We start from the raw sequence: 21,870 nt of genomic DNA, 5'->3' as shown, positions 1-21,870 counted from the left end.
TGCCGCGACTCGTGCCCGCGATCACGGACACCGATCCGTCGGGCCACAGGTGGCTGCTCAGAGCAGTCAGCCAAGATCGAGTGTCTTGAAATCGCCCCCTCTTTCCTCCTTCGTCTTGATAAAGTGCGTGTAGGTGGCTTGACCAACCACCTTGTTGTGGCGGGGTGTCACCGGTGGCAACTCGTCGCACGCACAGTTATTCAGTGGGTTCCGGGGAACCCACCACAGGGGGAGTCGTCACTCTGCTGCGCGTTCCCGCGCCCGTCTTCCGCGACCTCGCGTCACGCGGGCGGGCCGGTTCGCCGTGCGCCGGATCTCTCTCTGGAACATCACTACGGGGGATCCACACCATCGTGCGAAGAGGAAATCAGACAACGGCCGACCGTCGCGCCGTCCGTCGTGCCGCCGTCGGAACCACCGCCACGGCCGCCGTCCTCGCGGTGAGCGCCGAGACCGCGGCGTTCGCCGTGCCGGCACCTCCGCACAAGGAGGCGCGCGCGGTGGGCCTCGGCACCACCGAGCCCCAGCGCGTCGACGCCGCCGCCGTGGTGCGACTGGACCCGACGGCGGACGCGATGCTGCTGAGCGACCACGAGGACGGGAGATACGTCGAGTGGCGCGACCTTCTCCACGCCTACCCGGCCTGGGAGATCACGCCTCCCCTCGCACCGTGACGGGCGCGCGGACCGCCCAGCCCACCGGACCCTGACCCTTCTGCTCGAGGCCGCGATCACGGCCGAGGGGGCGCTGCGCGGCGCATCCGGCGCCGCAGCGGCCCACGCCGGGGCGGAACGCGCCTGGCCGGCCGTGGCCGGACACGCCCGAGAGTCGGACGCGGCCTGGCAGCCGCAGCGGCTGCCGCCTTCTGGCAGGAGATCCTGCGCCAGGCACAGCACGGCGAGACGCGCTCCAGGAGCTGACCGCGCCTCAGGGGTCATCGCCGAAGGGCCCGTCGGCCGGACTCTCCGTCCTTCCGGGCCCTGACAGCAGCGGGTGACGACAGCCGGTTCCCACCCCGAGAGGGGCGGGCGCCCGGCGTCTTGGCCCGCTCTTTCCTCCACCCGTTTCAATCGACATGTCATTTTTCAGGGGGACTTATCAATGAATGAGATATTCCGGCCAGGGGCCGGAAGGCGGCGGCCCGGCCGCGTGCGTACCGCCGCCAGGGCGGTGTCCACGGCGATGGCCGTGGCGCTGCTCACGGGCCTGATAGGACAGGCCTCCGCCACTGCTGCCGAGCGGCCCGACGCCGCGGTCCTCGACTCGCGGGCCCTGGAGCTCGTCCAGCGCGGGAACGCCGCGATCGCCCGGGCCCGGGCCGCTGCCGCCGTCCCGCCCGCGCCCGCCCGGTCCGAACTGGACCGGATCAGCGATGAGCGCGACCGGCAACTCGTGCAGGACTACGCGGAGTTCGACGAGGAAGAGGAGGTGCGCGAGGCCGCCCGCAAGGCCCTGGAGAGCACCGACCCGAACGCCGTCCGGGAGTTCCTGGAGCGTGGCGAGGCCGAGGCGCGCCAGCGGGCGAAGGACAAGCGGAACGCCGCCGACGTCGAGAACCGGCGCACCGTCGAGGCCCTGCGGGGCACCGGCGGCCCGCACTTCAACGCCGAGGTCGAGCGCGTTCTCGTCGGCACCGCGCAGGACCGCGCGGACTTCCTGGCCTTCGGTGCGGACATCGCCCGGCAGCGCGACAAGGCCGCCGAGCAGAACGAGCAGCAGCGCGCGGCCGAGAACCGCAAGCGCGTGGAGATGCTCGCGGCGATGGGCGGGCCGGAGGTGAAGCGCGCCGCTCAGGCGGCGCTGGCCACCGGCGACGACAAGGCGATCGCCGAGTTCCTGGCGAAGGGCTACCTGGTCGCCGCACAGCAGGACGCCGACGACCGGGCCGCGCACGAGAAGGCGCAGAAGGAGGCCGCGGAGGCGGCGGACCGGCTGCGCAAGCTCGCGGAGAACTCCGCCCGCGCGGCCGAGGCCCGTACCAAGCTGATCGCCGCGCACGGGGACGCGGTCCGCGCCCTCAAGAACGCCTCCAACGCCATGAGCCTCGCGGCCGCCGCCTCGCGCGACGCCGACCGGCTGCTGGCGGCGGACCGGGCGGGCAAGCGCCTGTCGGACTACTCCCAGGTGAAGAAGACCGTCGCCCTCCAGGTCGGCTTCGCCGAGACCGCGGCCAAGCAGGCCCAGGTGGCGGCGGGGCAGGCGAAGGTGCAGGCCGACGTCCTCGTCGAGACCGGCCTGACCCACGGGGTCCAGTGGGCCGAGGTCGCCGCCGGCATCGCCGCGGCCTCCGACGCCGCGGCCCGCGCCGCGGAGACCGCCAAGCACGCGGTCGACGCCACCGCCGCCGACGCGGCCGGCCTCAACGCGGCGAACCGCGCCGAGCTGCACGAGAAGCAGGCCAAGGCCTGGCGTGCGAATGCCGCCGAGCACGCCAAGGCCGCCGCCGAACTCGCCCGCCAGGCCGACAAGCAGGCCAAGATCGCGGCTGACGCAGCGGCCAAGGCCCGGCAGGCCCGCATCGAGGCCGAGCAGGCCGAGAAGGCGGCCTGGGAGCACGCGAAGAAGACCCGCGACGCCCGTATCGAGGCCGAGCGGCAGGCGAAGATCGCCGCGGAGCAGCGAGCGATCGCCGAGCGCGAGCGCGCCCTGGCAGCCGCCGCCCGCGCACGCGCCGAACGCGAGAAGGAGATCGCCGCCTCGGCGCGCGCCCGCGCCGACGCGGAGGCCCGTACCGCATCCGCCATGCGGGCCGAGGCGCAGGCCGCCGCGGCCACCGCGTCCGAGATGCGCGCCCGCGCCGCCACCCAGGAAGGCAACGCCTCCCGCGCGGCGAGCAACGCCCGTGGCGAGGAGACCAAGGCCCGCAACGCCCGCAATGCCGCTTTCGAGGCGGAGCGGCAGCACAAGGCCGACGAGGCCCGCGCCAAGGCCACCGAGGCGCTCGCCGCCGCGGTCAGGGGCACCTCCGAGGAAGGGTTGGCCCGCCAGGCCGCCAACCAGGCTCGCTCGGACGCGAACGCCTCCGGCGCGGCAGCCGGGGCCTCCCGCAGTGCCGCCGACGCCTCCTCCGGCGCGGCGCAGCGTTCGCGCGCCGCGGCCATCGAGGCCTCCGGCGCCGCCGCCCGCGCGCGGGCGGCGGCCAACGAGGCGACGGCACACGCCGCCCGCGCCAACGCCGCCGCCAACAAGGCGGAGGCCGCGGCCCACGCGGCCAACGCCGCGGCGAACAAGGCCGAGCGCGAGGCCGCGCTGACGCGCGCTGCCGCCCACCGCGCCCTCACCAAGGCCGCCGAGGCCACCGCCCAGGAAGGCCGGGCCGGCATCGCCGCCCACGAGGCCTCCCGCCTCGCCGGTCTCGCCGCCGTCCACGCCAACCTGGCCTTCCAGGCCGCCGGCCGTACTCGCGACGAGGCCGACGGCGCCGTCCGCGAGTCGGCCATGGCGCAGCTCCAGGCCGTCGCGGCGGTCCAGGCCGCCTCCGCGGCCCGCTCGACCGCGGCCGGCATCGCCGACCCGGCGAACAACGCCATCGCGCTGGTCGCGCCGTTCGCCGGTACGGACGTCGACGCGGACTTCGCGCTCGCGGTGGCCAACGCCGCCATCAAGACGGGCCAGGAGCAGGTCGCCTCGGCGCAGGCCAAGGCGGCAGAGGCCCTGAAGGCGGCGGAAGCCGCCGAGGCGGCCGCGAAGAGCGCCAACGCCCAGGTGGCCCCGGCCTTCAAGGAGGCCGCGGCAGCGGCCCGCTCCTCGGCCGCCGCCGCACGCTCCTCGGCCGCCGCCATGAACTCGGCCGCCCAGGCGGCACAGGACGGCGCCAAGGCCCGTGCGGCCGCCGGGCGCGCCCTGCAGGCGGACGCCCAGGCCCAGGCCGATGCCAAGCAGGCCCGCCAGGCCGCGAACGCCGCGTTCGCGGACGCGGTGGCAGCCCGCAACGCCGCCACCGCGGCCGAGGGCGAGGCGCAGCGCGCCCGTGGCGCGGCCGCCGAGGCGGAGAACCACGCCGCGGCCGCGAACGCCTCGGCTTCCCACGCGGAGCGGGAGGCGAGCACGGCCCAGGCCGCCGCCGCCCAGGCGGAGAGGGACGCCGCCGACGCGGCCAAGCTCGCCGACTCGGCCGAGCAGCACGCCAAGTCCGCGGAGGCCGCGGCTGCCAACGCCCGGCAGTACGCCGGCGAGGCCGACGCCGCCGCCAAGCGGGCGGAGGAGTACCAGCGGGAGCAGCAGCGCAAGGAGCGCGAGGAGGCCGGAAAGCCCCGGCAGGGCGACCCCGCCGTCGACGAGCAGGTGAAGAAGGCCCTCGCGGAGGCCGGCCTGTCGCCCGAGCAGTTCAAGGAGATGCAGGACCTCGCCGAGAAGGACCTGATCGACTACCTGCTGGAGAACGGCGGGGAGATCCTCGTCGAGCTCTTCCTGGAGGACATCAAGGCCTGCATCGACGACCCGGACATCGGCACCTGCCTGTGGGCCATCGTCCAGAACCTCGGCCCGGTCAAGGCACTCAAGATCGCCAGCAAGATCCCGAAGATCGCGAAGGCCATCGCCGGCATCAACTCCTTCCTCGACAAGGTCGCGGACGCGCGCAAGAACCTCAAGAAGTACGAGCAGGCGCTGGACCGCATCAAGTCGGCCGCCACCTGCCTGGCGGGCGGCTCGGGAGGCAAGAAGTCGAGCGCCCAGCGCGCCTCCGCGGTGTCGTTCGCCGCGCCGGCCGTCTGGACCGGCTCCGCCCGGACCGCCAAGGTCCACCAGTGGAAGCCGGCTCGGGCCGCCTCCGGCCTGTCCGTCAACGACCGGCGTACGTACGCCGTGCCGGCCGGCGTCATGGCGGTTCCGGCCGCCGACCCCAAGACGGAGGGCTGCCTCCTCAACGACGGCGACCAACTGGTGCTGGGCGTCAACGGACCCGACAGCGGCGACGTCCTGGCCAAGGCGCTCAAGGAGCAGACCGGCAAGGACTACTTCACGCTGAACGGCGGTGTGTGGGGCCACACGAGCACGGCAGACAAGAACAAGCAGCTGTGGATGGTCGCGGTCGAAGAGGCAGCGAAGAAGTCGAGCGTCAAGCTCACCTTCTCGCTGGACAACCTGACGAAGGCCGACGGATCGGCGTTCGAGACGGCCGAGGAGGCCCTCCGGTACACCGTGGCGCGGGGCAGGACCTACAACAAGCCGGAGGTGGTCCGGCAGCCGGGGAACCAGACCGCCTGGGAGCTGGCGACCGTCGTCAAGGCCTCCGTACTGGACGAGGTACGCGACCTGAAGGACATCGACTGGTACTGGAACGGAAAGAAGCTGGAGACCCCTCCGGCCTTTGACTGGAGGGAGACCTTCAGCATCGAGAAGTAGACGCGACACCCCCTGCCGGGGCAGCCTGACCGGGCTGCCCCGGCAGTCGGCACCACCCTCCCCACCGGACGACCACGGAAGAACCATGCACCCCGAGCCCGCCGCCCCTCACGCCGCACTGGACCCCCGTACCTACCCGGAACTCGCGCCGGACGCCGGCGACCCCCTCGCCGGCCTCGGCCGCATCGCCGCCGCCCAGGGCGTCACCCTCGCCCCGACCCGGCCCTGGGGCAACTGGGACGCCTCGCAGGACCCGCTCTCCGTCGCCGTGGAGAGCGACCGCGGAGTCTGCGTCGTCGAGTTCGAACGCCACCGGTACGCCGTCAGGGTCCGCTTCACCAAGCCCTGGATCGGCAACGCCGCCACGGTCGACGCCCCCACGCTCCAGGACACCGTCGCCCTGCTGGACGCCTGGCACCGGCAGCTGCCGCTCGACGAGATGGGCAGCCGGTGGCCCTTCCTCACCATCGCGCCCTTCGCCCTCGCACTCGAACAGGGCCGCGCCCTCTCCTACCGCTGGCAGGAAGCCCGCTCACTGCCCGAGCACACGATCGACAAGGACCTCGTCGAGGCGGCCTACGCGTCCCCCCGCCTGCGCGCCCTCTACCCGATCGTCTCCCACGCCTCCCTCGCCTTCAGTGACACCCCCCTCCCGCCCCACCCCCACCACTTCCCCCGGGCCACACCGGACGGCCGGCACGGATGGCTCGTCGGCAGCCGGCAGGAACCCGCCTCCGCGCACCTGCTCGCGACCACCGTCGAAGAGGCCGTCGACGCCCTCGTCCGGCTGCTGCCGGGCACGGGAGACGGGCGCAGTTCCTCCGAAGAGGCCTGCTGAGCCCGGCGTTCGACCTCGCCGGATCACCCGACCTGCCGCCCCCGGCTTCTTCGCGGGACGGCAGGGCACCCCCGGCGGACGTGCTCGCGCTGGGTGTGCAGCGCGTCGGCGGTGACGACGATCACGCGACTCCGCAACGGACCCGCGCCGGGACCTGCCATGCTGAGCGGGTTCGAGTCGATCCTCACACCTTGGAGGTTCTGGTGCGTGCAGGCGTCGTTGTCGCCCCGCAACCCGGTGTGGAGGACCTCGCCGTGCGGGCCGAGGAGTTGGGCTTGCACAGCTTCTGGGTCAACGACACCCCCATGGTCCACGGCGACCCCTTCGTGGCTTTGGGCCTGTGTGCGAAGGCCACCAGCCGCATCAGGCTCGGCATCGGCGTGACCTCACCGGCGTTGCGCTCGGCCCCGGCCACCGCGAGCGGGCTCGCCAGCCTCAACGCCCTGGCACCGGGCCGGATCATCTGCGGAGTCGGCACCGGAAACACCGCCCGGCGCACCCTGGGGATGCGGCCGACCACGGCGGCCAGGCTGGAGGACTTCACCGTCGCACTGCAGGACCTGTGCGCCGGACGGTCGACCGAGTACCGCGAAGGTGACCGGGTCCGGGAGATCCGGTTCCTGCACGCCGGGGCGCACGTGAACACCGACGACCCGATCGAGTTCGTCGTGGCCGCGCTCCTCGGACCGAAGGCCGCCGCCGTCGCCGGCCGCCGCGGCACCGGCCTCATCTCCTTCGGCCTGCTGGACCCCACCGCCTGGCACGCGCTGCACGACACCCGCCGCCACGCCGCCCAGGGCACAACCCGCGCCCCCGACTCCCACACGGACTCCCGGGCGGACTCCTACGTGGTCACCTCGCTCCACCTGCTCGACGAGGGCGAGGACCCCCACGGCGACGCGGCCCGGGACGCGACGGGCCACCTCGTCCTGTCGCTGCTGGCCTTCGTCGCCGACACAGCCGCCGGCGCACCCGCCTTCGCCGAGCAGCTCCGCCCCGAGGAACGCGAGGCGGTGCGGCGGCTCCTCGACCGGCGCGGCACTACGGCCACCGCGCCGGACCGGCACACCAAGCTCTACCCCAACTACCTCGGACGCATCTCACCGCAGGACCGGGACCTGGTTCTGCCCTCGCTGATGAACGCCCTGGCCCTGGTCGGCACCCGCGACGAGCTCCTCGCCCGTATCACCACCCTGGAACAGGCCGGCGTCGACGAACTCCTCGTCCAGCCGGTGATCGACCCGCCCACCGAGATGGCCCTGCTCGCGAAACTCCTCACCTGACGTGACCCGCGTGCCGCACGTCGTTGACCTGCACCCCCACAAGAACACCAGGGTCATTCCCTCGCCCTGGATCCTGCGAGTGTCGCTGTCGGTCCGGGTCCTGGGGGTAGTTGGCTGCGTACCACCCGGCGTCGATGTCGGGGTTGCGCAGGGCGGCCCAGAGGCGGTCATCGGGTACCGGGGGTACCGGTGGGTTGCCGAGGTCGGCGAGCAGGTCGGCGCGCCAGGTGATGCTCAGGTGGCTGCGTGTGCTCGCGACGGCGGACGCTGACTCGTACGGCGAGCCCCATACGGCTTCTGCCATCCTCTCCGCGGCCCATCTGCGGTGGTCGTCCCGGTGGGCGTTCGCCTGGACGATCACTTTGCGCAGCCGCAAGGCCAACGGCGCGCCCTGGTCCCGCTCCGGAGCGGCCCCGCCCTGGTCCAGGGTGTCCAGGGCACCTTTGACCTCGGCGTACTTGGCCAGCCCCGTCTCGACGACCAGTCTGCGCATCTGCTTTCGTGCCGCCTCGGCCACGCGCTCGCGGGGCACCGACAACGGCGCCACGGGGAAGCGGTCCGAGTTCTGGTGGGTGGTGCGCAGCGATCATGCCGGGACCAACCTTCAGCAGTCGGCCCGAGGAGTGCTGCGGCAGGTGGCCCAAGCCTGCGCAAGGAGCGCTGGATGGTCTTCACCGAAGGCGGAGACGGCTGCGTGCACCGCGTCGATGGCGGCTTCGAGCGGGTCGGGGTGTGCGGCAGCGAGCAGCGCGGGCAGGGCCATGTGCGGCTGGGAGCAGCGCAGGGGCGGTGGCGGCGGCGCGGCCTGTTCCGGGGAGTGCAGTGCTGCGTACGCCGCGGCCGGGCCGACGAACCACAGTGTTGCCTCTTCGGGCTCCACGGGCCCCGGCGAGGGTGCGTTCTCGTCGTCGGCGGGCAGGTCGAGGGGCGGGCGTTCCGGGGGAAGGGCTTCGCCGACGTCCCGATCCGGGACACGCGGGTCGGATGCGAGGTGCCGGAAGGCGTGTTCCTCATCGTCCAGGGGCGGTGGCAGCGGGCGTCCGTCGGTGAGGGCGGCGAGTCCTGCGGCGATCCAGTCGAGCCCGTGGAGGCCGGCTGCTTCGCAGGCGCGGTGGGCGGCCATGACGGCCACGGCGCGCTGGACGTCCGGTCCGGCGGCGTCGAGGGCGTGGACGAGTGCCGGATCGAACGCGAGCAGACCGCTCACGTTGCCGCGAACCCGACGCAGGGCCGGGCTCGGCAACTGCCCGCCCCACGTCCACCGTTCGTAGGCCAGGGCCCGTTCCCGCTCGGCTTCCTCCCGGGCCGGCCGGGCGAGGCGTTCGGCTTCCGCGCGCTCGGCCGGGGCGGGCGGCGGCGGGAGCCGGGCGGCCCAGGCGTGCCAGTACGCGGCGATCTCCGACGTGTGCCGCAGCAGGCGGTCGGGCGCGGCCGGGGCCGGCCAGAACTGCAGAAGGTACGAGTCGAGCAGGGGCTCGTCGTCCAGACGCGTGTCCACCCGACGGGCCGCATCCATGCCCCTGGCGCAGTAGCGCACGCGGTAGTCGCTCACCTCCAGGTTCAGCTCCCGCGACTCGCCCGCCCACTCGAAGAGGCCGCTGCTTTCCGACAGAGGGCGGAAGGACACTTCGACGACGTCCTCCCACGGTGGGTCGAGATGCGGGGCCCGGTCGTGGACCTCGACGGTGAAGGCGACGCTGCCCGTGTGGAGGCCGGTCATCAGCACGAGCGTGCCCGGTACGGCTGCGCCGCACAGGCCCGTGCTCTGCCCGGCGAACGCCCCCTTAAAGGCGGCCCCTGGGTGATACGGGTCGCTCTCGACGCAGATCTGGCCGTAGTGGACGTCCACCTCGCCCGCCACCGGCGTCCGTAAGACTGCCACCATTCCCCCTCGCCCCTGGCCCGGCCGTCCCGGACCGCTCACACCAGCACGCTAGCGACCGACACTGACACTGCCCCAGCTCAACGCGGGAGTCGGGTCACGGTGCCGGAGCCCGCGGCACGACAGGCGTCGCGTGCCCGGGGCTGCGGGCGTCCATCGCGACGCGGGCGGCGGACGCCTCCGCGGAGGCGTGGCGAGACGCGTACGCGTACGCCGAGATCCGTGCGGCCGACCACGGAGCGGTCGTCGGCAGCCCCGGCGCATCCGGTCGCGCCGTAGTCCGCCGGCCTCGCGACTCCATGCGTACGGGCGGGCCCCTCGGGCTAGGCTTCGCTCAGCACGAGGGCAGGGGACGGAGCACATGACGGCAGAGCCGGAAGAGCGCTGGGGGTCGACCCTCGATTCGGTCGTGGTGTACGCGGAAGGCGCGCTCTGCCACCGGCTGGCCCGCGGCACCGTGCCGCCGAACGGCCGGGTGCGGGTGACCGGGCTGCCCCGCTCGGTGGACCCGGACTCGCTGCGGGCCCGGGTCCTGGGCGCCCCCGGGATCCGCGTCACCGAGGCCCGCGTGGAGGTCGGGGCCGAGCCCCTCGGTCCGGGCGCCGTTACCGACACACCCGACGCGTTGCGCCGTGAGGTGGAGCGGCTGCGCGGCGAGCACGCGGCCGCGCAACGACGCCGGGACCGGCAGATCGGCCTGATCGAAGAGATCAGGAACCTGCGCCCCGTCCCGCCGGACCGCAACCCCGAGGACCCGCACCGCCGTACTCCGGTCGACGCGTGGCTGAAGCTGGCCGACTTCGTCGACGACCGGCTGACGGCGCTGCACTCCCGCCTCGTCGAGCTGGACCGGGATCTGCAACGCTCCGAGCACGAGCTCACGGCCGCCGCGGACCGGTTCGCCCGCGCCTCCACCGACACACCGTCAGCGCACGTGGACACCACGGTCTCCGCGGTCCTCGTTCTCGACGGAACCGGTGACCTCGAGACGGAAGACCTCGAGGTGGAGGTGGAGCTGGAGTACGGCGTGCCGGGCGCCGTGTGGGTGCCGTCCTACCGCCTCGCCCACCGCCAGGGCGACAGCCACGGCCGACTGACGCTGCGGGCCTCGCTCGCCCAGCGCACCGGCGAGGACTGGACCGGCGTGCGGATCGCCCTGGCCACCGCCGACCTGCGGCGCAGGACCGACCTGCCGAGGCTCCGCTCGATCCGCGTCGGCCGCCGGCAGCCCGCCCCCGCGCCCTGCGGATGGCGCGAGCCGCCGGCGGGCCTCGCCGACCTGTTCGCCGGGTACGACGCCGCCGGCCCGGGACCGTCTCCTGCCCCGGCCGTCCCACTTGCTGCCGTCCCACCGGCGGTTTTCGCGGCCCGGCGCCCGCCCGTGGCACCCCCGGTCACTTCGGCCGGATCCGTTCCGCCACAACCGCCCGCTCCGGCCCCCGCACGCGTACGAGCCCCGGCCCCGGTCACGCAGGCATACGGCGCCCCGCCGCCGCTCGCTGCGCCAGGTGGCCCGAGCGGCCCCTCCCCGGAGGGCTTCGCCGGCGGGTCCTTCGCAGCCGCCCGCGCAGCCGCACCGGCCGCACCGGGCGCAGCCGCGCCGTCACCCCCACCCCCGCCGCTTCCGGCCGCAGGCCCGCCGCAGCCGACCGGCGCCGAGCTCGACTACGCATCCCTCGTCCTGTGCGGCCCCGGAGAACAGGGCGGCCGCAGGGGCCGGTTGTTCCCCGGCATGCCCTTCGACGCGGCGACGGCCGAGCAACGGCGCCTCGCCGGATCCGTGGCTGCTCTGCCGCTGCCCGGACACGCCGTGCGGCCCCGCGAGTCGGCTGGTTCCTTCGACCACCGCTTCGATGCCACGGCCCGCGCGGACATCCCGTCCGACGGGACCTGGCACACCGTCACCATCTCCGAGATCCCCGTCGGTCTCCACGCCGAGTACCTCTGCGTGCCGTCCGTGGAGCAGACCGTGTACGCGACGCTGGTGCTCACCAACGCCACCGACCGGCCCCTGCTGGCAGGCCCGGTCGAGGTCACCGTCGACGACGAGTTCCTGCTGACCGCCGCGCTGCCCACGCTCGCCCCGGGCGCTGTCCGCCGCGTCGGGCTCGGGCCGGCCGAGGGGATCCGCGTCACCCGCCGTGTCCACGTCCAGGAGTCGACCGCCGGCCTGCGCAACAACACCACCGTGCTCGCCCACCGCGTGCACGTGGAGCTGGCCAACCGGCTGGCGAGGCCCGTCACCGTCGAGGTCCGCGAGCGGGTGCCCGTCACGACCGAACCGGAAGTCCGGATCGAGGAGCGGTCCGACTGGACGGCTCCCGAGAAGGACGCGGGGCCGGAGGAGTACGCCCCGGGTACCCGCTTCTGGCGGGTGGATCTGCCCGCCGGCGGCAGCACCGCCCTCGACGGCGGCTACGAGATCCGCATCCCGTCCGGCAAGGCCCTGGCCGGCGGCAACCGCAGGAGCTGACCCAACCGTGTCCCCCACCCCGAAGCCGATCGCCCTCCCCGTCACGGCCGTCACCTGCCTGGAAGACCGCGCCCAGGTCGAGCGCTCCGCCGTGCTCGACCTGACGGCGGGCGTCCAGCGGCTGCGTCTGGGACCGGTCAGCGCGCTGGCCGTCGACCGGACCCTCCACGCCGAGCTGACCGCCGACCATCCGGCCACCCTGCTCGACGTGCGGATCGTCCGCAGCTGGACGCCGCGCGGCCCGGTGCCCTCCGGCGACGACTCCGTCCTGCGTCACCGCGTGCACACCCTCGAAACGGAGCGGCTCGCCCTCGGGCGGCAGCGCGATCGGCTGACCGCCCGCCTCGACCTGCTCGGCCGCCTCGCGGCGGATCTGCTGCGCGAGATCGGTGAAGGCGTCGGCCACGGAGAGACCGAAGGGGCCCGCTGGGCGGTCGAGCTGGACCGGGTGGACGGCGAGCGCGGTGCGTCCGGAGAACGGCTCCACACCGTCGAAGCTCAACTGGCCGCCCTCGAAGCCGAACTCGGCGCCACCCGGCAGGCATTGGACCTCACCGAGGCGCAGCCCGCCGAGCTGGTCGGCCACATCGAGCTGACGGTCGACGCTGCGGCCGCAGGCCCGGCCGAGCTGCGCCTGAGCCACCTCACCCCGTGTGCGCTGTGGCGGCCCGCCTACCGGGCCGTGCTCGACGGGGACTCCCTGACGGTGGAGACCGAGGCGATGGTCTGGCAGCGCACCGGCGAGGACTGGTCGGACGTACGGCTGACCCTGTCGACGGCCCGGTCGGCACTGGCCACCGAACCACCGCGGCTGACCGAGGACCGGCTGACGCTCAAGGACCGCTCCGTCGCGGAGCGCCGCACCATCGACGTCGAGCTGCGCGAGGAGGAGACCGGGCACCTCGGCCCGGCCTCCGTAGTGGGTCTGCCTGGGCTGGACGACGGCGGCGAGCCCCGGGTACTGCGCTCGCCCGCCCCCGTCTCCGTGCCCGGCGACGGCCGTGCGCACCGCGTGCCGGTCTCCGCCTTCACCACCGCCGCGAGCAGCGAGTACGCCTGCGCGCCCGAGCTGTCCCCGCTGGTCACCCAGGTGGTGCGGTTCGACAACCGCTCGGGCCACGCCCTGCTCGCCGGGCCCGTGGACCTGGTCCGCGGCAGCGGATTCAGCGGCCGCGGCACGCTGGACTTCACCGCCCCCGGCGCCGTCGGTGAGCTCGCCTTCGGCAGCAGCGACGACTGGCGGGTGGTCCGCGACACGGAGGAGTCCCGAGACACGGCCGGACTCGCCCAGCGGACCGTGATCACCCGGACGGTCCGGCTGCACGTCTCCCGCTTTTCCGCCCCGGCGGAAGACGGAGAACAACTCGTCGTCCTCCGCGAGCGGATCCCGGTCGCCGAGGTCGCCGCGGTGGAGGTACGCCTGCACGCCGACGCCTGCTCCCCGGCCCCCGATGCGCTCGACGCCGACGGCATCGCCCGCTGGGACATCGCCGTTCCGCCCGGCGGCCGCCGCACGGTCACCCTGGTCTACGAGCTGTCGGCGAAAGCCAGGGTCGCCGGCCTCTGAGCATCCAGCGGCCCCGCCACACGAGCCCGCCGGGCACGGGGTTGGCCTGCCCTTGGAGGAGGGCGACCGAACTCGCCCGGTGCGACAGCGATACGTGCGGTAGGCCCGTACGCGCCCGGGGTCACCGGGCCCGTACGGGACGCAGCCGGGGTGTACGGCATATGGCGGATGGGGCTTGTGGCACGGGCGCGCTGTCAGCACGCTTGCTGCATGGTCACACCCGCTGCCGGTCCGGTGGTACAGCCTGCTCCAACCGCCCGGACGGCCCGGCCGGCCGAGGCGCGCCGGGCTTTGGTGGCGGGATCCGTCGGCAATTTCATCGAGTGGTACGAGTTCGGCATCTACGGCTGCTTCGCCACCGTCATCGCCGGGCACTTCTTCACCCCCGAGGGTGGCAGCGCGGTGGAGGGGCTGGTCAGGACGTACGCGTCGTTCGCGCTCGCCTTCTTCTTCCGGCCCGTCGGGGCGGCGGTGTTCGGGCGCCTCGGTGACCGGATCGGCCGCCGGCCCACGCTCATCCTGGTCATCTGCCTGATGACCGGCGCCACGGCGCTGATCGGCGCACTGCCGACGCACGCCTCGATCGGAGCGGCGGCGCCGTGGCTGCTGACGTTGCTGCGGATCCTGCAAGGGCTTTCGGCGGGCGGGGAGTTCGGCGGTGCGGTGTCGCTGATGACGGAGTTCGCGCCGCCCGGGAGCCGGGGCCGGTACGGGGCCTGGCAGTCGTTCACGGTTGCGCTGGGGCTGCTCGCGGGCGCCGGCGCGGCGGCGGTACTGGCGACCGTGCTGACCGCGTCGCAACTGCACGGCTGGGGCTGGCGGGTGCCCTTCCTGCTGGCGCTGCCGATGGGGCTCGCTGCCCTGTGGCTGAGGTTGCGGCTGGACGAGTCGCCCGCCGTGGTCGCGGCGGCCGATGGGGACGGATCTGCCGGCGGGGACGGGTCGGCCGGAGCCACGGCGAGCGGAGGCGTGGCGCGGCCGCGCGCAGGGGAGACGGCCCGGGCCGTGGTACTGGGCGCCGGGCGGGTGATGGGGTGGTCGGCGGCCGGCTACACCTTCCTGGTGGTGCTGCCCTCCTACTTGCAGAGCACGCTGAACGCGACGTTCCAGCAGGCGCTGGTCGCCACCGCCCTGGCCAACCTGGGGTTCGCGGCGTCGATCCTGCCCGCCGGAGTCCTGAGCGACCGGATCGGCCGGCGGACGGTGATGGCGGCGGGGGCGCTGCTGGTCGCCGTACTCGCGCTGCCGCTGCTGGACCTGGTGCAGGACCCCGGCGTGCCGCGGTACGCGAAAGCAGCGGCGCTCCTCGGTGCAGGGGCTGTCGTCGGGCTGATGGCGGGGCCCGGGCCCGCGATGCTGGCCGAGATGTTCCCGACCCGGGTGCGCTGCACGGGGCTCGGACTGGCGTACGCGCTCTCCAATGCCGTGTTCTCCGGCTGCGCGGGGCTGATCATCACCGAGGCCGTCGCGCGGACCGGGGACGTCGACATCCCCGGCTACTACGCAGCGGCGGCCTGCGCGGTCAGTGCCGCAGCGCTGCTGACCCTGCGCGGCGACGACCACCTGCGGCCGCTGCGGTGAGCGCCCTGCGCGTGGTCGGGCTGATGTCGGGCACGTCGTACGACGCCATCGACGCGGCCGCCGCCGATATCGCTCTCGACGGGGAGACGCTGGTGCTCACGCCGCTGGGGATGGTCAGTACGGCGTACGACGACGACCTGAGGGAGGAGCTGGCCGCGGCGCTGCCGCCCGCGCGGACGGACCTCGCCGCTGTGTGCCGGCTCGACACCCGCATCGGGCTGGCCTTCGCCGCGGCGGCGGTACGGGCCGACGCCGAACTGTGCGCAGGGCGGGCCGACCTGGTGGCGTCGCACGGGCAGACCGTGTACCACTGGGCCGAGGCCGGCCGGGTGCACGGCACGCTCCAGATTGGCGAGCCGGCGTGGATCGCCGAGGCGACCGGCCGCCCCGTCGTCTCGGGCTTCCGTACCCGGGACGTGGCCGCCGGAGGGCAGGGTGCGCCGCTGGTGAGCGCGGTCGACGTCCTGTGGCTGCGGGGGCGACCGGGGGTGTCCGTGGCCCTCAACCTGGGCGGTATCGGGAACGTGACGGTCGTGTCGTCGGACCGGCCGGGCGGCGGACCGCTGGCCTTCGACACCGGGCCCGCCAACGCACTGATCGACGCCGCGGTACGGGAACTGGCCGGGCGCGACCCTTCGGGGCAGGCGTTCGCGATGGACGTGGACGGCCTGCTCGCCGCGCAGGGGCGCGTCCACCAGCCGCTGCTGCGACGGCTGCTGGACGACCCGTACTACGCGCTGCCCGCCCCGAAGACCACGGGCAAGGAGCTCTTCCACCTGCCGTACCTGCGTGCGGCGCTGGAGGGATGCGGGCCGCTGCCCGCCGAGGACGTGGTCGCCACACTGACCCGGCTCACGGCGCGGACCGTCGCCGACGCCGTCCGGCCGTTCGGGGCGACCGAGGTCATCGCATCGGGCGGCGGCACCCGCAACCCGGTGCTGATGCGCCGGCTGCGGGAGGAACTGGGCGGCGAGGAGGGGCCCGTGACGCTGCGGACCTCGGACGAACTCGGCCTGCCGTCGGGCGCCAAGGAGGCGTACGCCTTCGCGGTCCTGGGCTGGCTCACCGTGCACGGCCTGGCCGGCACGGTCCCCTCCTGCACCGGGGCCCGGCACGCGAGCGTCCTGGGCTCGGTCACCCCCGGCGGCCCCGGTCGCCCGCCCCTGGCCGGGCCGGGGCGGCCGACGACTGCGCCCACCCGTCTCACCGTCGGCGCCGCCGCCTCCGGCGAGGTCACGGCGACCGGGCGGCCCCCGGTGGTGCCGACCGCGGTGCGAGATTCCGGTTCGGGATGATCTGACGTATTGGCCTAGACCTATTGTGCGGCTCTGTCCGCGACGGTACGTTCGTGCCCGGCTGGCAAGGGCGGGCCGCACGGCGGCCGCCATCACGGCCGCGCTGACCGCCGGGCCTCTCCCCGCCGGGGCCCGTGTGGTGGGGAGCCGGGTACTCCTCCCCGACGGCCAGGGGTCTTTCACGATCAGCGTGGAGCCTGGACGCATGCCGGGCACGCTTCCCTACGCGCCAGTGGCGACCATGCAACTTCTCGGGTCGAGCGCGGCTGTGGTGCGGGTCTCCGACCGGGCGACGGCCGATCTGATCCGGCAGGCGGTCGCCGCCGTGCCGGCCGGCGGCTGCCCGACTGCGGCCGGCATCGCCCGATCGAAGTCAGACGTGCTCCGGGAGCGGAGCGCGGAGCATGGCCGCGCAGCGGTGGAGTTCCGCTGCGAGGGTGTCGCAGCGCCGCAGCAGGGCCCCGTCGGGCACCGGGGCCGTGCCCGGCGGGCCGGGGGCGAAGTCGGCCGGGCAGGCGGCGATCTGAGTCGGTGCCACCCAGCCCCCCAGCGCCTTGGCCACCGTACGCAGGTGTTCGCACACCACGCTGCCCGTACGGGGGCCGGAGCCGTGGGCGACGAGTCCCACCGCCGTGTCGGCCAGCCAGTCGCCCGGCACGTCGTCCAGCGCGAGCTTGAGCAGGCCCGAGTAACTGGCGTGGTGGACGGGGCTGGCCAGGACGACGGCGTCGTAGTCCCCCGGCGCGTCCCGGAGCCGGGGGCCCGGGGGCCCCGACAGTTCGAGCGGGGTCACGGTGGCGCCGCGGGCGCGCAGGGCATCGCCCACCAGCGCGGCCAGCGCGGCGGTGGCGGAACCCGCCCGGGGGCTCCCGCTGATCAGTAGGGCGTGCACGGTGGGTTGTCCCTTCCTCGGGCGGATGGCAGGAGAGATGGCGGACGAGGTGGGGGCGCGCCCCCCGTCCTCATGCGGCGTTGACCAGCGTCCACGGCACCGTACGGCCGAGGGCCTGGCGGGGCTTGCTCCGCGCCCAGTGCAGCACCGACGCCGCCATCACCCCGCCCGGATCGACGACCTCGTGCGTGGGCTCGAAGGGCTCGCTCATGCTGGTGTAGGACTGGAACATCGCCAGCAGCCTCACGGCCTCCTGCTGGACGGGCGAGAGCCACTGCGCGGCCAGCGGCAGGAAGAAGCGGTTCCAGCTGTCGGTGGACACGGTCGGGGGCTGCGCGATCGGGTCGACGCCGTGCTCGGCACGGAAGGCGTTGAGGGTGTCGCAGGTGATGCGGACCAGGTCGGACAGGCGCATGCTGCCCTGCCCCGCCGAGATCACCTCGGTGCGCAGCGACCCGGGGGCCGTGCCGAGGGCTGCGCGCGCGATCACCTCGGCGACCTCGTCGACGGGGCTGATCTCGGCGTAGCCGTCGGGGTCACCGACGACCACCGCGGCCAGGCCGGAGACCAGCGCCGGGAAGAGGCTGTACGGGCCGGAGAACCGGGAGATGCGGCCGTCGCCGCGGCGGCCCAGTACCAGCGGCGGGCGGACGACCGTCGTCGGTCCGCGGTGCTCGGTGGCCACGATCTCCTCGCAGACGGCCTTCGACCACTCGTAGCCGTTGCGGTAGCCCTCGAACTCCTCGCCCCTGAGGTCCTCGGGGGCGCGTACTCCGCCCACGTAGGCGGTGGAGACGTGGACGACGTGGGTGTCCGGGCCGGCGAGCGCGAGCACCTCGCGCAGGGGCCGTATGTTGGCGTCCGTGGCCTCCTGGCGGCTCATGGTCCACCGGGTGGACGCCGCGGTGTGCACGATGACGTCCCACGGGCGTGCGGTCAGGGCGTCCGGGGCGGGTTCGGCGCCGATGTTCCAGGGCACGGGGCCCGCATCGCCGCCGGCCGCACGGCGTGCGGTACGGACGATGGCGGGGCCGGTACGGCCGTCGGCCCCGGACGCCCCGGCGGCTTCCGCGGCGAGGTGCTCGGCCACTTCGGTGCCGACGACGCCGTTGGCGCCGGTGACGAGGATGCGCATGGCAAGTCTCCTGGGGGTTCAGGTCGAGGGCTGCAGGACCAGGCAGACGTTCTGCCCGCCGAAGCCGAAGGAGTTGGAGAGCACCGGGGCGCCGTCCACGCGGCGCGGGGATCCTGCGACCACGTCGATCCGGTCGGCCTCCGAGGCGGTGGTGAGGTTCGCGACCGGCGGTACGATCCGCCGCTCGGCACAGACCAGGGCGATCGCGGCCTCCAGCGCTCCGGAGCCTCCGATGAGGTGCCCGGTGACCCCCTTGACGGCGGTCACCGGAGGGGCCTGACCGTTGAAGCACCGGTGGATGGCGGCGGCCTCGGACCGGTCGTTGGCCGCGGTGGACGTCCCGTGCGCGCTGATCTGGCCGATGTCGGACGGCAGCAGCCCGGCGTCCGCGATGGCCTGCGCCATGCACGCGGCGGCGACGGCGCCGTCCGCGTGCGGGGCCACGATGTGGTGGGCGTCGGCGTTGGTGGCGTACCCGGCGATCTCGCCGAGGATGGTCGCCCCGCGCTCCAGCGCGGCGTCGCGGCGCTCCAGAACGAGCACGGCCGCGCCCTCGCCCATGACGAACCCGTCGCGGTCGGCGTCGAACGGACGGCTGGCCTTCTCGGGGTCGCCGTTGCGGGTGGACAGCGCCTGCATCCGGGAGAAGCCGCTGAGCATGAAGGTGGTCACCGCGGAGTCGAACCCGCCGGCGACGGCCACGTCGAGCTCGCCGTACTGGATGCGGCGGGCGGCCTCCCCGATGGCCGTGGCGCCGCTGGCGCAGGCGGTGGCGTACGTGACGCAGGAACCCTGGAAGCCGAAGCGCATGGCCACCCGGGCGGCCGCGGAATTGGCCATGGTCCGGGGGACGGAGAACACCGGCATGCCCGTGGGGTCGGCGTCGTTGTCCCGTACGAGCCCCTCCATGGTGGGCAGTCCGCCGATACCGGTACCGAGGTGGACGCCCACCCGGGAGGGTGGGAGCTCGGGGAGCCCGGCCTGCGCCACCGCGTCGGCGGCAGCGCACAGGGCCAGCTCGGTGGGCCGGTCGATCTGGCGGCGCTCGCGGCGGGTGATGTACGCGTCGATGTCGAACTCGGGGACCCGGCAGGCGATGTGGACGGGAGAGCCCGAGTCGATCAGGTCCGTGTGCACCGCGGCGGCGGGGCGCGCCGCGAGGACGGTCTCCATGACCTCGTCGAGGGTGAGGCCGGCCGGGGACTTCACGCCGATGCCGGTGACGACCACGCGCGGGCGCTCCGCGGCCCGGCCCGCGGCCGGGGCGGTGTGCTGCCGGGTCATGAGCGGCCCGCCTCGCGCTCGGTGAGGAGCGTGACGGCGTGGCCGACGGTTTCGGCCCGCATCAGGTCCTCGGCCGCGATCGGTACGCCGAGGGCGCGCTCGAGCTGGGCGCCGATCGACATCATCTCCAGGCTGTCGACGTCGTACTCGGCCCGCAGGTCCGTGCGCTCCGTGATGGCGTCGGGGGTGGTGCCCAGGACCTCGGCGATGGTCTCGCGGATGATGCCGAAGTAGTCGGCGGGGGACGCCGGAGACGGGAGAGATGCGGGAGACGCGGTGGTGGCGTCGGTGGGGTTCACCTGGTTCCTCCGGTGAGCTGGTGGTGAGTTGTGGTGGTGAGTTGCGGTGGTGGTTGTGGTGCGGGCGGCGGGCGTCAGCCGGGGAGCCCGGCGGGGGCCGCTGCGCGCAGTGCGGTGTCGAGGATGGCCAGGGCCTCTTCGAGCTCCGCCGCGGTGGTGACGAGCGGGGGCAGCAGCCGGACGGTGGTCGGGCGTCCCAGGCAGGGCGAGACGAGCAGGCCGTGGTTGGCCAGGCCGACCACTGCCTCGCCGGCCGCCGCAGGGGTGGTGAAGTCGATGCCCCACAGCAGTCCCCGGCCGTGATGTCCGGCCATCACGCGGGGGTGGCGTTCGGCGAGGGCGCGCAGCCCCTCGGCGAGCTGTGCCGACAACTTCGCGCCGTGTTCCGCGAGTTCCTCGACGGCTTCCAGGGCCGCCGGGAGCGCGGCGCAGCTCAGCGGGTGGCCGCCGAAGGTCGCCGAGTGGAGGAACGGGTCCTGCGCCAGCGGGGCGTACAGTTCCTCGCTGCACACCACGGCCGAGAGCGGCACCACGCCCCCGCCGAGCGGCTTGCCCACGAGCACGGCGTCCACCGGCAGGCCGTCCGCGAGCGCGACCGAGGGCTCCCCGCAGCGGCGCAGCCCGCACTGGATCTCGTCCGCGATGGCGAACGCGCCGTGGGAGTGCGCGTCCTCGCACCACTGGTGCAGGACATCGGTCCGCAGGGGTACGGCGCCGTTCTCGCCCTGTACGGGTTCGAAGACGACGGCCGCGACGGGGGCCGCTGCGATCTGGGCGCGAACGGCGTACGGGTCCTCGGGGTCGATGTGGACCACGTCGACGACCGCGCCCCGCAGTCCGGCCCGGAACAGCGGGCTGTGCGTCAGGGAGAGGGCGCCCAGGGTCTTGCCGTGGTAGCCGCCGGTGACGGCGAGGACCCGTTCACGGCCCGTGGCGAGCCGGGCGAGTTTCACGGAAACCTCGACGGCGTCGGCTCCGTTCAGGCCGAAGTAGACCTTGGGGAGCCGGCCGCCCAGGTAGTCGGAGAGCAGGGCCGCCGCCCGCGCGGCCACCGGGTTGGCCAGGCTGCGCGTCGACGTAGGCATCACCTCCAGCTGCCGTGCCACCGCCGCCACCACGCCGGGGTGCCGGTGGCCCAGCAGGGCGACTGCGTAGGAGCCGAAGTCGAGCGCCGAGCGGCCGTCGGAGAGGGTCACGCGAGAGCCCAGCGCGCCGGCCTCCACCGCTCCCTGGCCGGCGAACTTGCCGGTGAGGGCGAGCTTGGGGGACTGGTGACGGCGGAGCTGGTCGAACACTTCCGCGGCGGTGGTGGGCAGAGCGGTCGTGGACGTAGGAGCCACGGGGGACCTCCTGGAGAGGGGTGGGATGGCGGACGCGGGCACCGCGGGCCGCCTGGTCGGGTCGCGTCAGCGGGCGGCGACGCCGCCGGTGAGCCGCTGGTCCAGCGCGTGCAGCATCTGCTCGGCGTTTTCGCGCAGGGCGGTGGCGGCGACGGGATTGAGCATGTCGGCGAGCAGGGGGATCCCGATCTCGAACTCGACGGTCAGGGAGACGTGGCTGCCGCCGTCGTCGGAAGGCCGCACGGCCCAGTGCCCCACGAAGTGCGCCAGGTCGCCGCTGACCTGGTGGAAGTCGAAGCGACGGGCGGCGTGGTCGAGCCGTTCGGCCTCCACCCACTCGAGGACCGAGCCCTTGAGGTGGACGGACCAGGCCGTCGTGCGCTCGTTCTCGCCGCTGTGGTCGACGATCGTGACGGACTGGACGCTGTCCATGCAGGAGGAGTAGCTCTCGACGTCGATGACGGCGTTCCAGCTGTCCTCGGGGCGGGCGGCGATGGGGATCTCTACCTGGACGAGGGGCATGGTGGTTCTCCTTCGGAATGGGGAGCCCGTGCAGGGCTCGTCGGTCTTCGGTTTCGGGCGGCTTCCGGGGCCGCAGCCGGCCCGGAACGGCAGCCGGAGCCGGCTCCGGTTCATGCTGCGGGTGCGGGTGCGG

The 21,870-nt window shown here is 74.2% G+C and carries 16 protein-coding genes; 8 read left to right on the top strand and 8 right to left on the bottom strand.

The features are described from left to right. Positions 1-353: 353 nt before the first annotated feature. The 4 genes from ACZ7H1_RS07550 to ACZ7H1_RS07535 all read left to right on the top strand — a co-directional run bounded on the left by ACZ7H1_RS07550 (position 354) and on the right by ACZ7H1_RS07535 (position 7,467). Positions 354-674 carry a hypothetical protein gene (locus ACZ7H1_RS07550; protein WP_470784568.1) on the top strand — a complete coding sequence of 107 codons (321 nt, stop codon included), beginning with the start codon at positions 354-356 and terminating at the stop codon, positions 672-674. Between the two features lie 475 nt (positions 675-1,149). Then, positions 1,150-5,346, top strand: coding sequence for a polymorphic toxin type 27 domain-containing protein (locus ACZ7H1_RS07545; protein ID WP_470784566.1), 4,197 nt, complete (start codon positions 1,150-1,152; stop codon positions 5,344-5,346). An 85-nt stretch (positions 5,347-5,431) separates the two neighbouring features. Continuing rightward, positions 5,432-6,184, top strand: coding sequence for a DUF6193 family natural product biosynthesis protein (locus ACZ7H1_RS07540; RefSeq protein WP_470784564.1), 753 nt, complete (start codon positions 5,432-5,434; stop codon positions 6,182-6,184). Positions 6,185-6,387: 203 nt separating this feature from the next. Beyond that, the gene (locus ACZ7H1_RS07535) at positions 6,388-7,467 is read left to right on the top strand and encodes an LLM class flavin-dependent oxidoreductase (RefSeq protein ID WP_470784562.1); all 1,080 of its coding nucleotides are present in this window, start codon (positions 6,388-6,390) and stop codon (positions 7,465-7,467) included. Here ACZ7H1_RS07535 and ACZ7H1_RS07530 read toward each other — a convergent pair. Further along, on the bottom strand, positions 7,460-8,014 hold the full coding sequence (locus ACZ7H1_RS07530; RefSeq protein ID WP_470784560.1) for a hypothetical protein: 555 nt from the start codon (positions 8,012-8,014) through the stop codon (positions 7,460-7,462). The two genes, ACZ7H1_RS07535 and ACZ7H1_RS07530, sit on opposite strands and share 8 nt — an antisense overlap. Positions 8,015-8,071: 57 nt before the next feature. Continuing rightward, the gene (locus ACZ7H1_RS07525; protein WP_470784558.1) at positions 8,072-9,352 is read right to left on the bottom strand and encodes a hypothetical protein; all 1,281 of its coding nucleotides are present in this window, start codon (positions 9,350-9,352) and stop codon (positions 8,072-8,074) included. 358 nt (positions 9,353-9,710) lie between these two features. Between ACZ7H1_RS07525 and ACZ7H1_RS07520 the strand changes: the two genes are divergently transcribed. The 4 genes from ACZ7H1_RS07520 to ACZ7H1_RS07505 all read left to right on the top strand — a co-directional run bounded on the left by ACZ7H1_RS07520 (position 9,711) and on the right by ACZ7H1_RS07505 (position 16,265). Beyond that, on the top strand, positions 9,711-11,822 hold the full coding sequence (locus ACZ7H1_RS07520) for a DUF4139 domain-containing protein (protein WP_470784557.1): 2,112 nt from the start codon (positions 9,711-9,713) through the stop codon (positions 11,820-11,822). 7 nt (positions 11,823-11,829) lie between these two features. Beyond that, positions 11,830-13,389, top strand: a complete 1,560-nt coding sequence (locus ACZ7H1_RS07515) for a DUF4139 domain-containing protein (protein WP_470784555.1) — start codon at positions 11,830-11,832, stop codon at positions 13,387-13,389. Positions 13,390-13,599: 210 nt separating this feature from the next. Next, positions 13,600-14,970 (top strand): MFS transporter, encoded by a 1,371-nt coding sequence (locus ACZ7H1_RS07510; protein WP_470784553.1) that lies wholly within the window; start codon positions 13,600-13,602, stop codon positions 14,968-14,970. A 5-nt stretch (positions 14,971-14,975) separates the two neighbouring features. Next, a complete protein-coding gene (locus ACZ7H1_RS07505; protein WP_470784782.1) occupies positions 14,976-16,265 on the top strand; it encodes an anhydro-N-acetylmuramic acid kinase in 1,290 nt (429 codons plus the stop codon). Positions 16,266-16,638: 373 nt separating this feature from the next. On the opposite strand, the gene ACZ7H1_RS07500 is transcribed toward ACZ7H1_RS07505, so the two are convergent. The 6 genes from ACZ7H1_RS07500 to ACZ7H1_RS07475 form a co-directional block, all read right to left on the bottom strand. After that, the gene (locus tag ACZ7H1_RS07500; protein ID WP_470784552.1) at positions 16,639-17,157 is read right to left on the bottom strand and encodes an NADPH-dependent FMN reductase; all 519 of its coding nucleotides are present in this window, start codon (positions 17,155-17,157) and stop codon (positions 16,639-16,641) included. A 70-nt stretch (positions 17,158-17,227) separates the two neighbouring features. Next, positions 17,228-18,292 carry an SDR family oxidoreductase gene (locus ACZ7H1_RS07495; RefSeq protein WP_470784550.1) on the bottom strand — a complete coding sequence of 355 codons (1,065 nt, stop codon included), beginning with the start codon at positions 18,290-18,292 and terminating at the stop codon, positions 17,228-17,230. 18 nt (positions 18,293-18,310) lie between these two features. Then, positions 18,311-19,576, bottom strand: a complete 1,266-nt coding sequence (locus ACZ7H1_RS07490; RefSeq protein WP_470784549.1) for a beta-ketoacyl-[acyl-carrier-protein] synthase family protein — start codon at positions 19,574-19,576, stop codon at positions 18,311-18,313. Continuing rightward, a complete protein-coding gene (locus tag ACZ7H1_RS07485) occupies positions 19,573-19,875 on the bottom strand; it encodes an acyl carrier protein (RefSeq protein WP_470784547.1) in 303 nt (100 codons plus the stop codon). The genes ACZ7H1_RS07490 and ACZ7H1_RS07485 overlap by 4 nt, the downstream gene beginning before the upstream one ends. Before the next feature lie 74 nt (positions 19,876-19,949). Continuing rightward, positions 19,950-21,215: a class-III pyridoxal-phosphate-dependent aminotransferase gene (locus ACZ7H1_RS07480; RefSeq protein ID WP_470784545.1), complete on the bottom strand. Its 1,266-nt coding sequence runs from the start codon at positions 21,213-21,215 to the stop codon at positions 19,950-19,952. A gap of 66 nt (positions 21,216-21,281) precedes the next feature. Further along, on the bottom strand, positions 21,282-21,737 hold the full coding sequence (locus tag ACZ7H1_RS07475; protein WP_470784544.1) for a type II toxin-antitoxin system RatA family toxin: 456 nt from the start codon (positions 21,735-21,737) through the stop codon (positions 21,282-21,284). Between the last annotated feature and the right edge of the window lie 133 nt (positions 21,738-21,870).

Source organism: Streptomyces sp. NPDC037401, from assembly GCF_055602345.1.
The sequence above is the reverse complement of the archived record's forward strand: the minus strand, read 5'-3'. Positions and strand labels throughout refer to the sequence as shown.

Bases quoted from the DNA above. Each gene is read 5' to 3' on its own strand.
- ACZ7H1_RS07540 (WP_470784564.1), top strand. From the start codon at position 5,432: ATGCACCCCGAGCCCGCCGCCCCTCACGCCGCACTGGACCCCCGTACC.
- ACZ7H1_RS07525 (WP_470784558.1), bottom strand. From the start codon at position 9,352: ATGGTGGCAGTCTTACGGACGCCGGTGGCGGGCGAGGTGGACGTCCAC.
- ACZ7H1_RS07520 (WP_470784557.1), top strand. From the start codon at position 9,711: ATGACGGCAGAGCCGGAAGAGCGCTGGGGGTCGACCCTCGATTCGGTC.
- ACZ7H1_RS07510 (WP_470784553.1), top strand. From the start codon at position 13,600: ATGGTCACACCCGCTGCCGGTCCGGTGGTACAGCCTGCTCCAACCGCC.
- ACZ7H1_RS07495 (WP_470784550.1), bottom strand. From the start codon at position 18,292: ATGCGCATCCTCGTCACCGGCGCCAACGGCGTCGTCGGCACCGAAGTG.
- ACZ7H1_RS07490 (WP_470784549.1), bottom strand. From the start codon at position 19,576: ATGACCCGGCAGCACACCGCCCCGGCCGCGGGCCGGGCCGCGGAGCGC.
- ACZ7H1_RS07475 (WP_470784544.1), bottom strand. From the start codon at position 21,737: ATGCCCCTCGTCCAGGTAGAGATCCCCATCGCCGCCCGCCCCGAGGAC.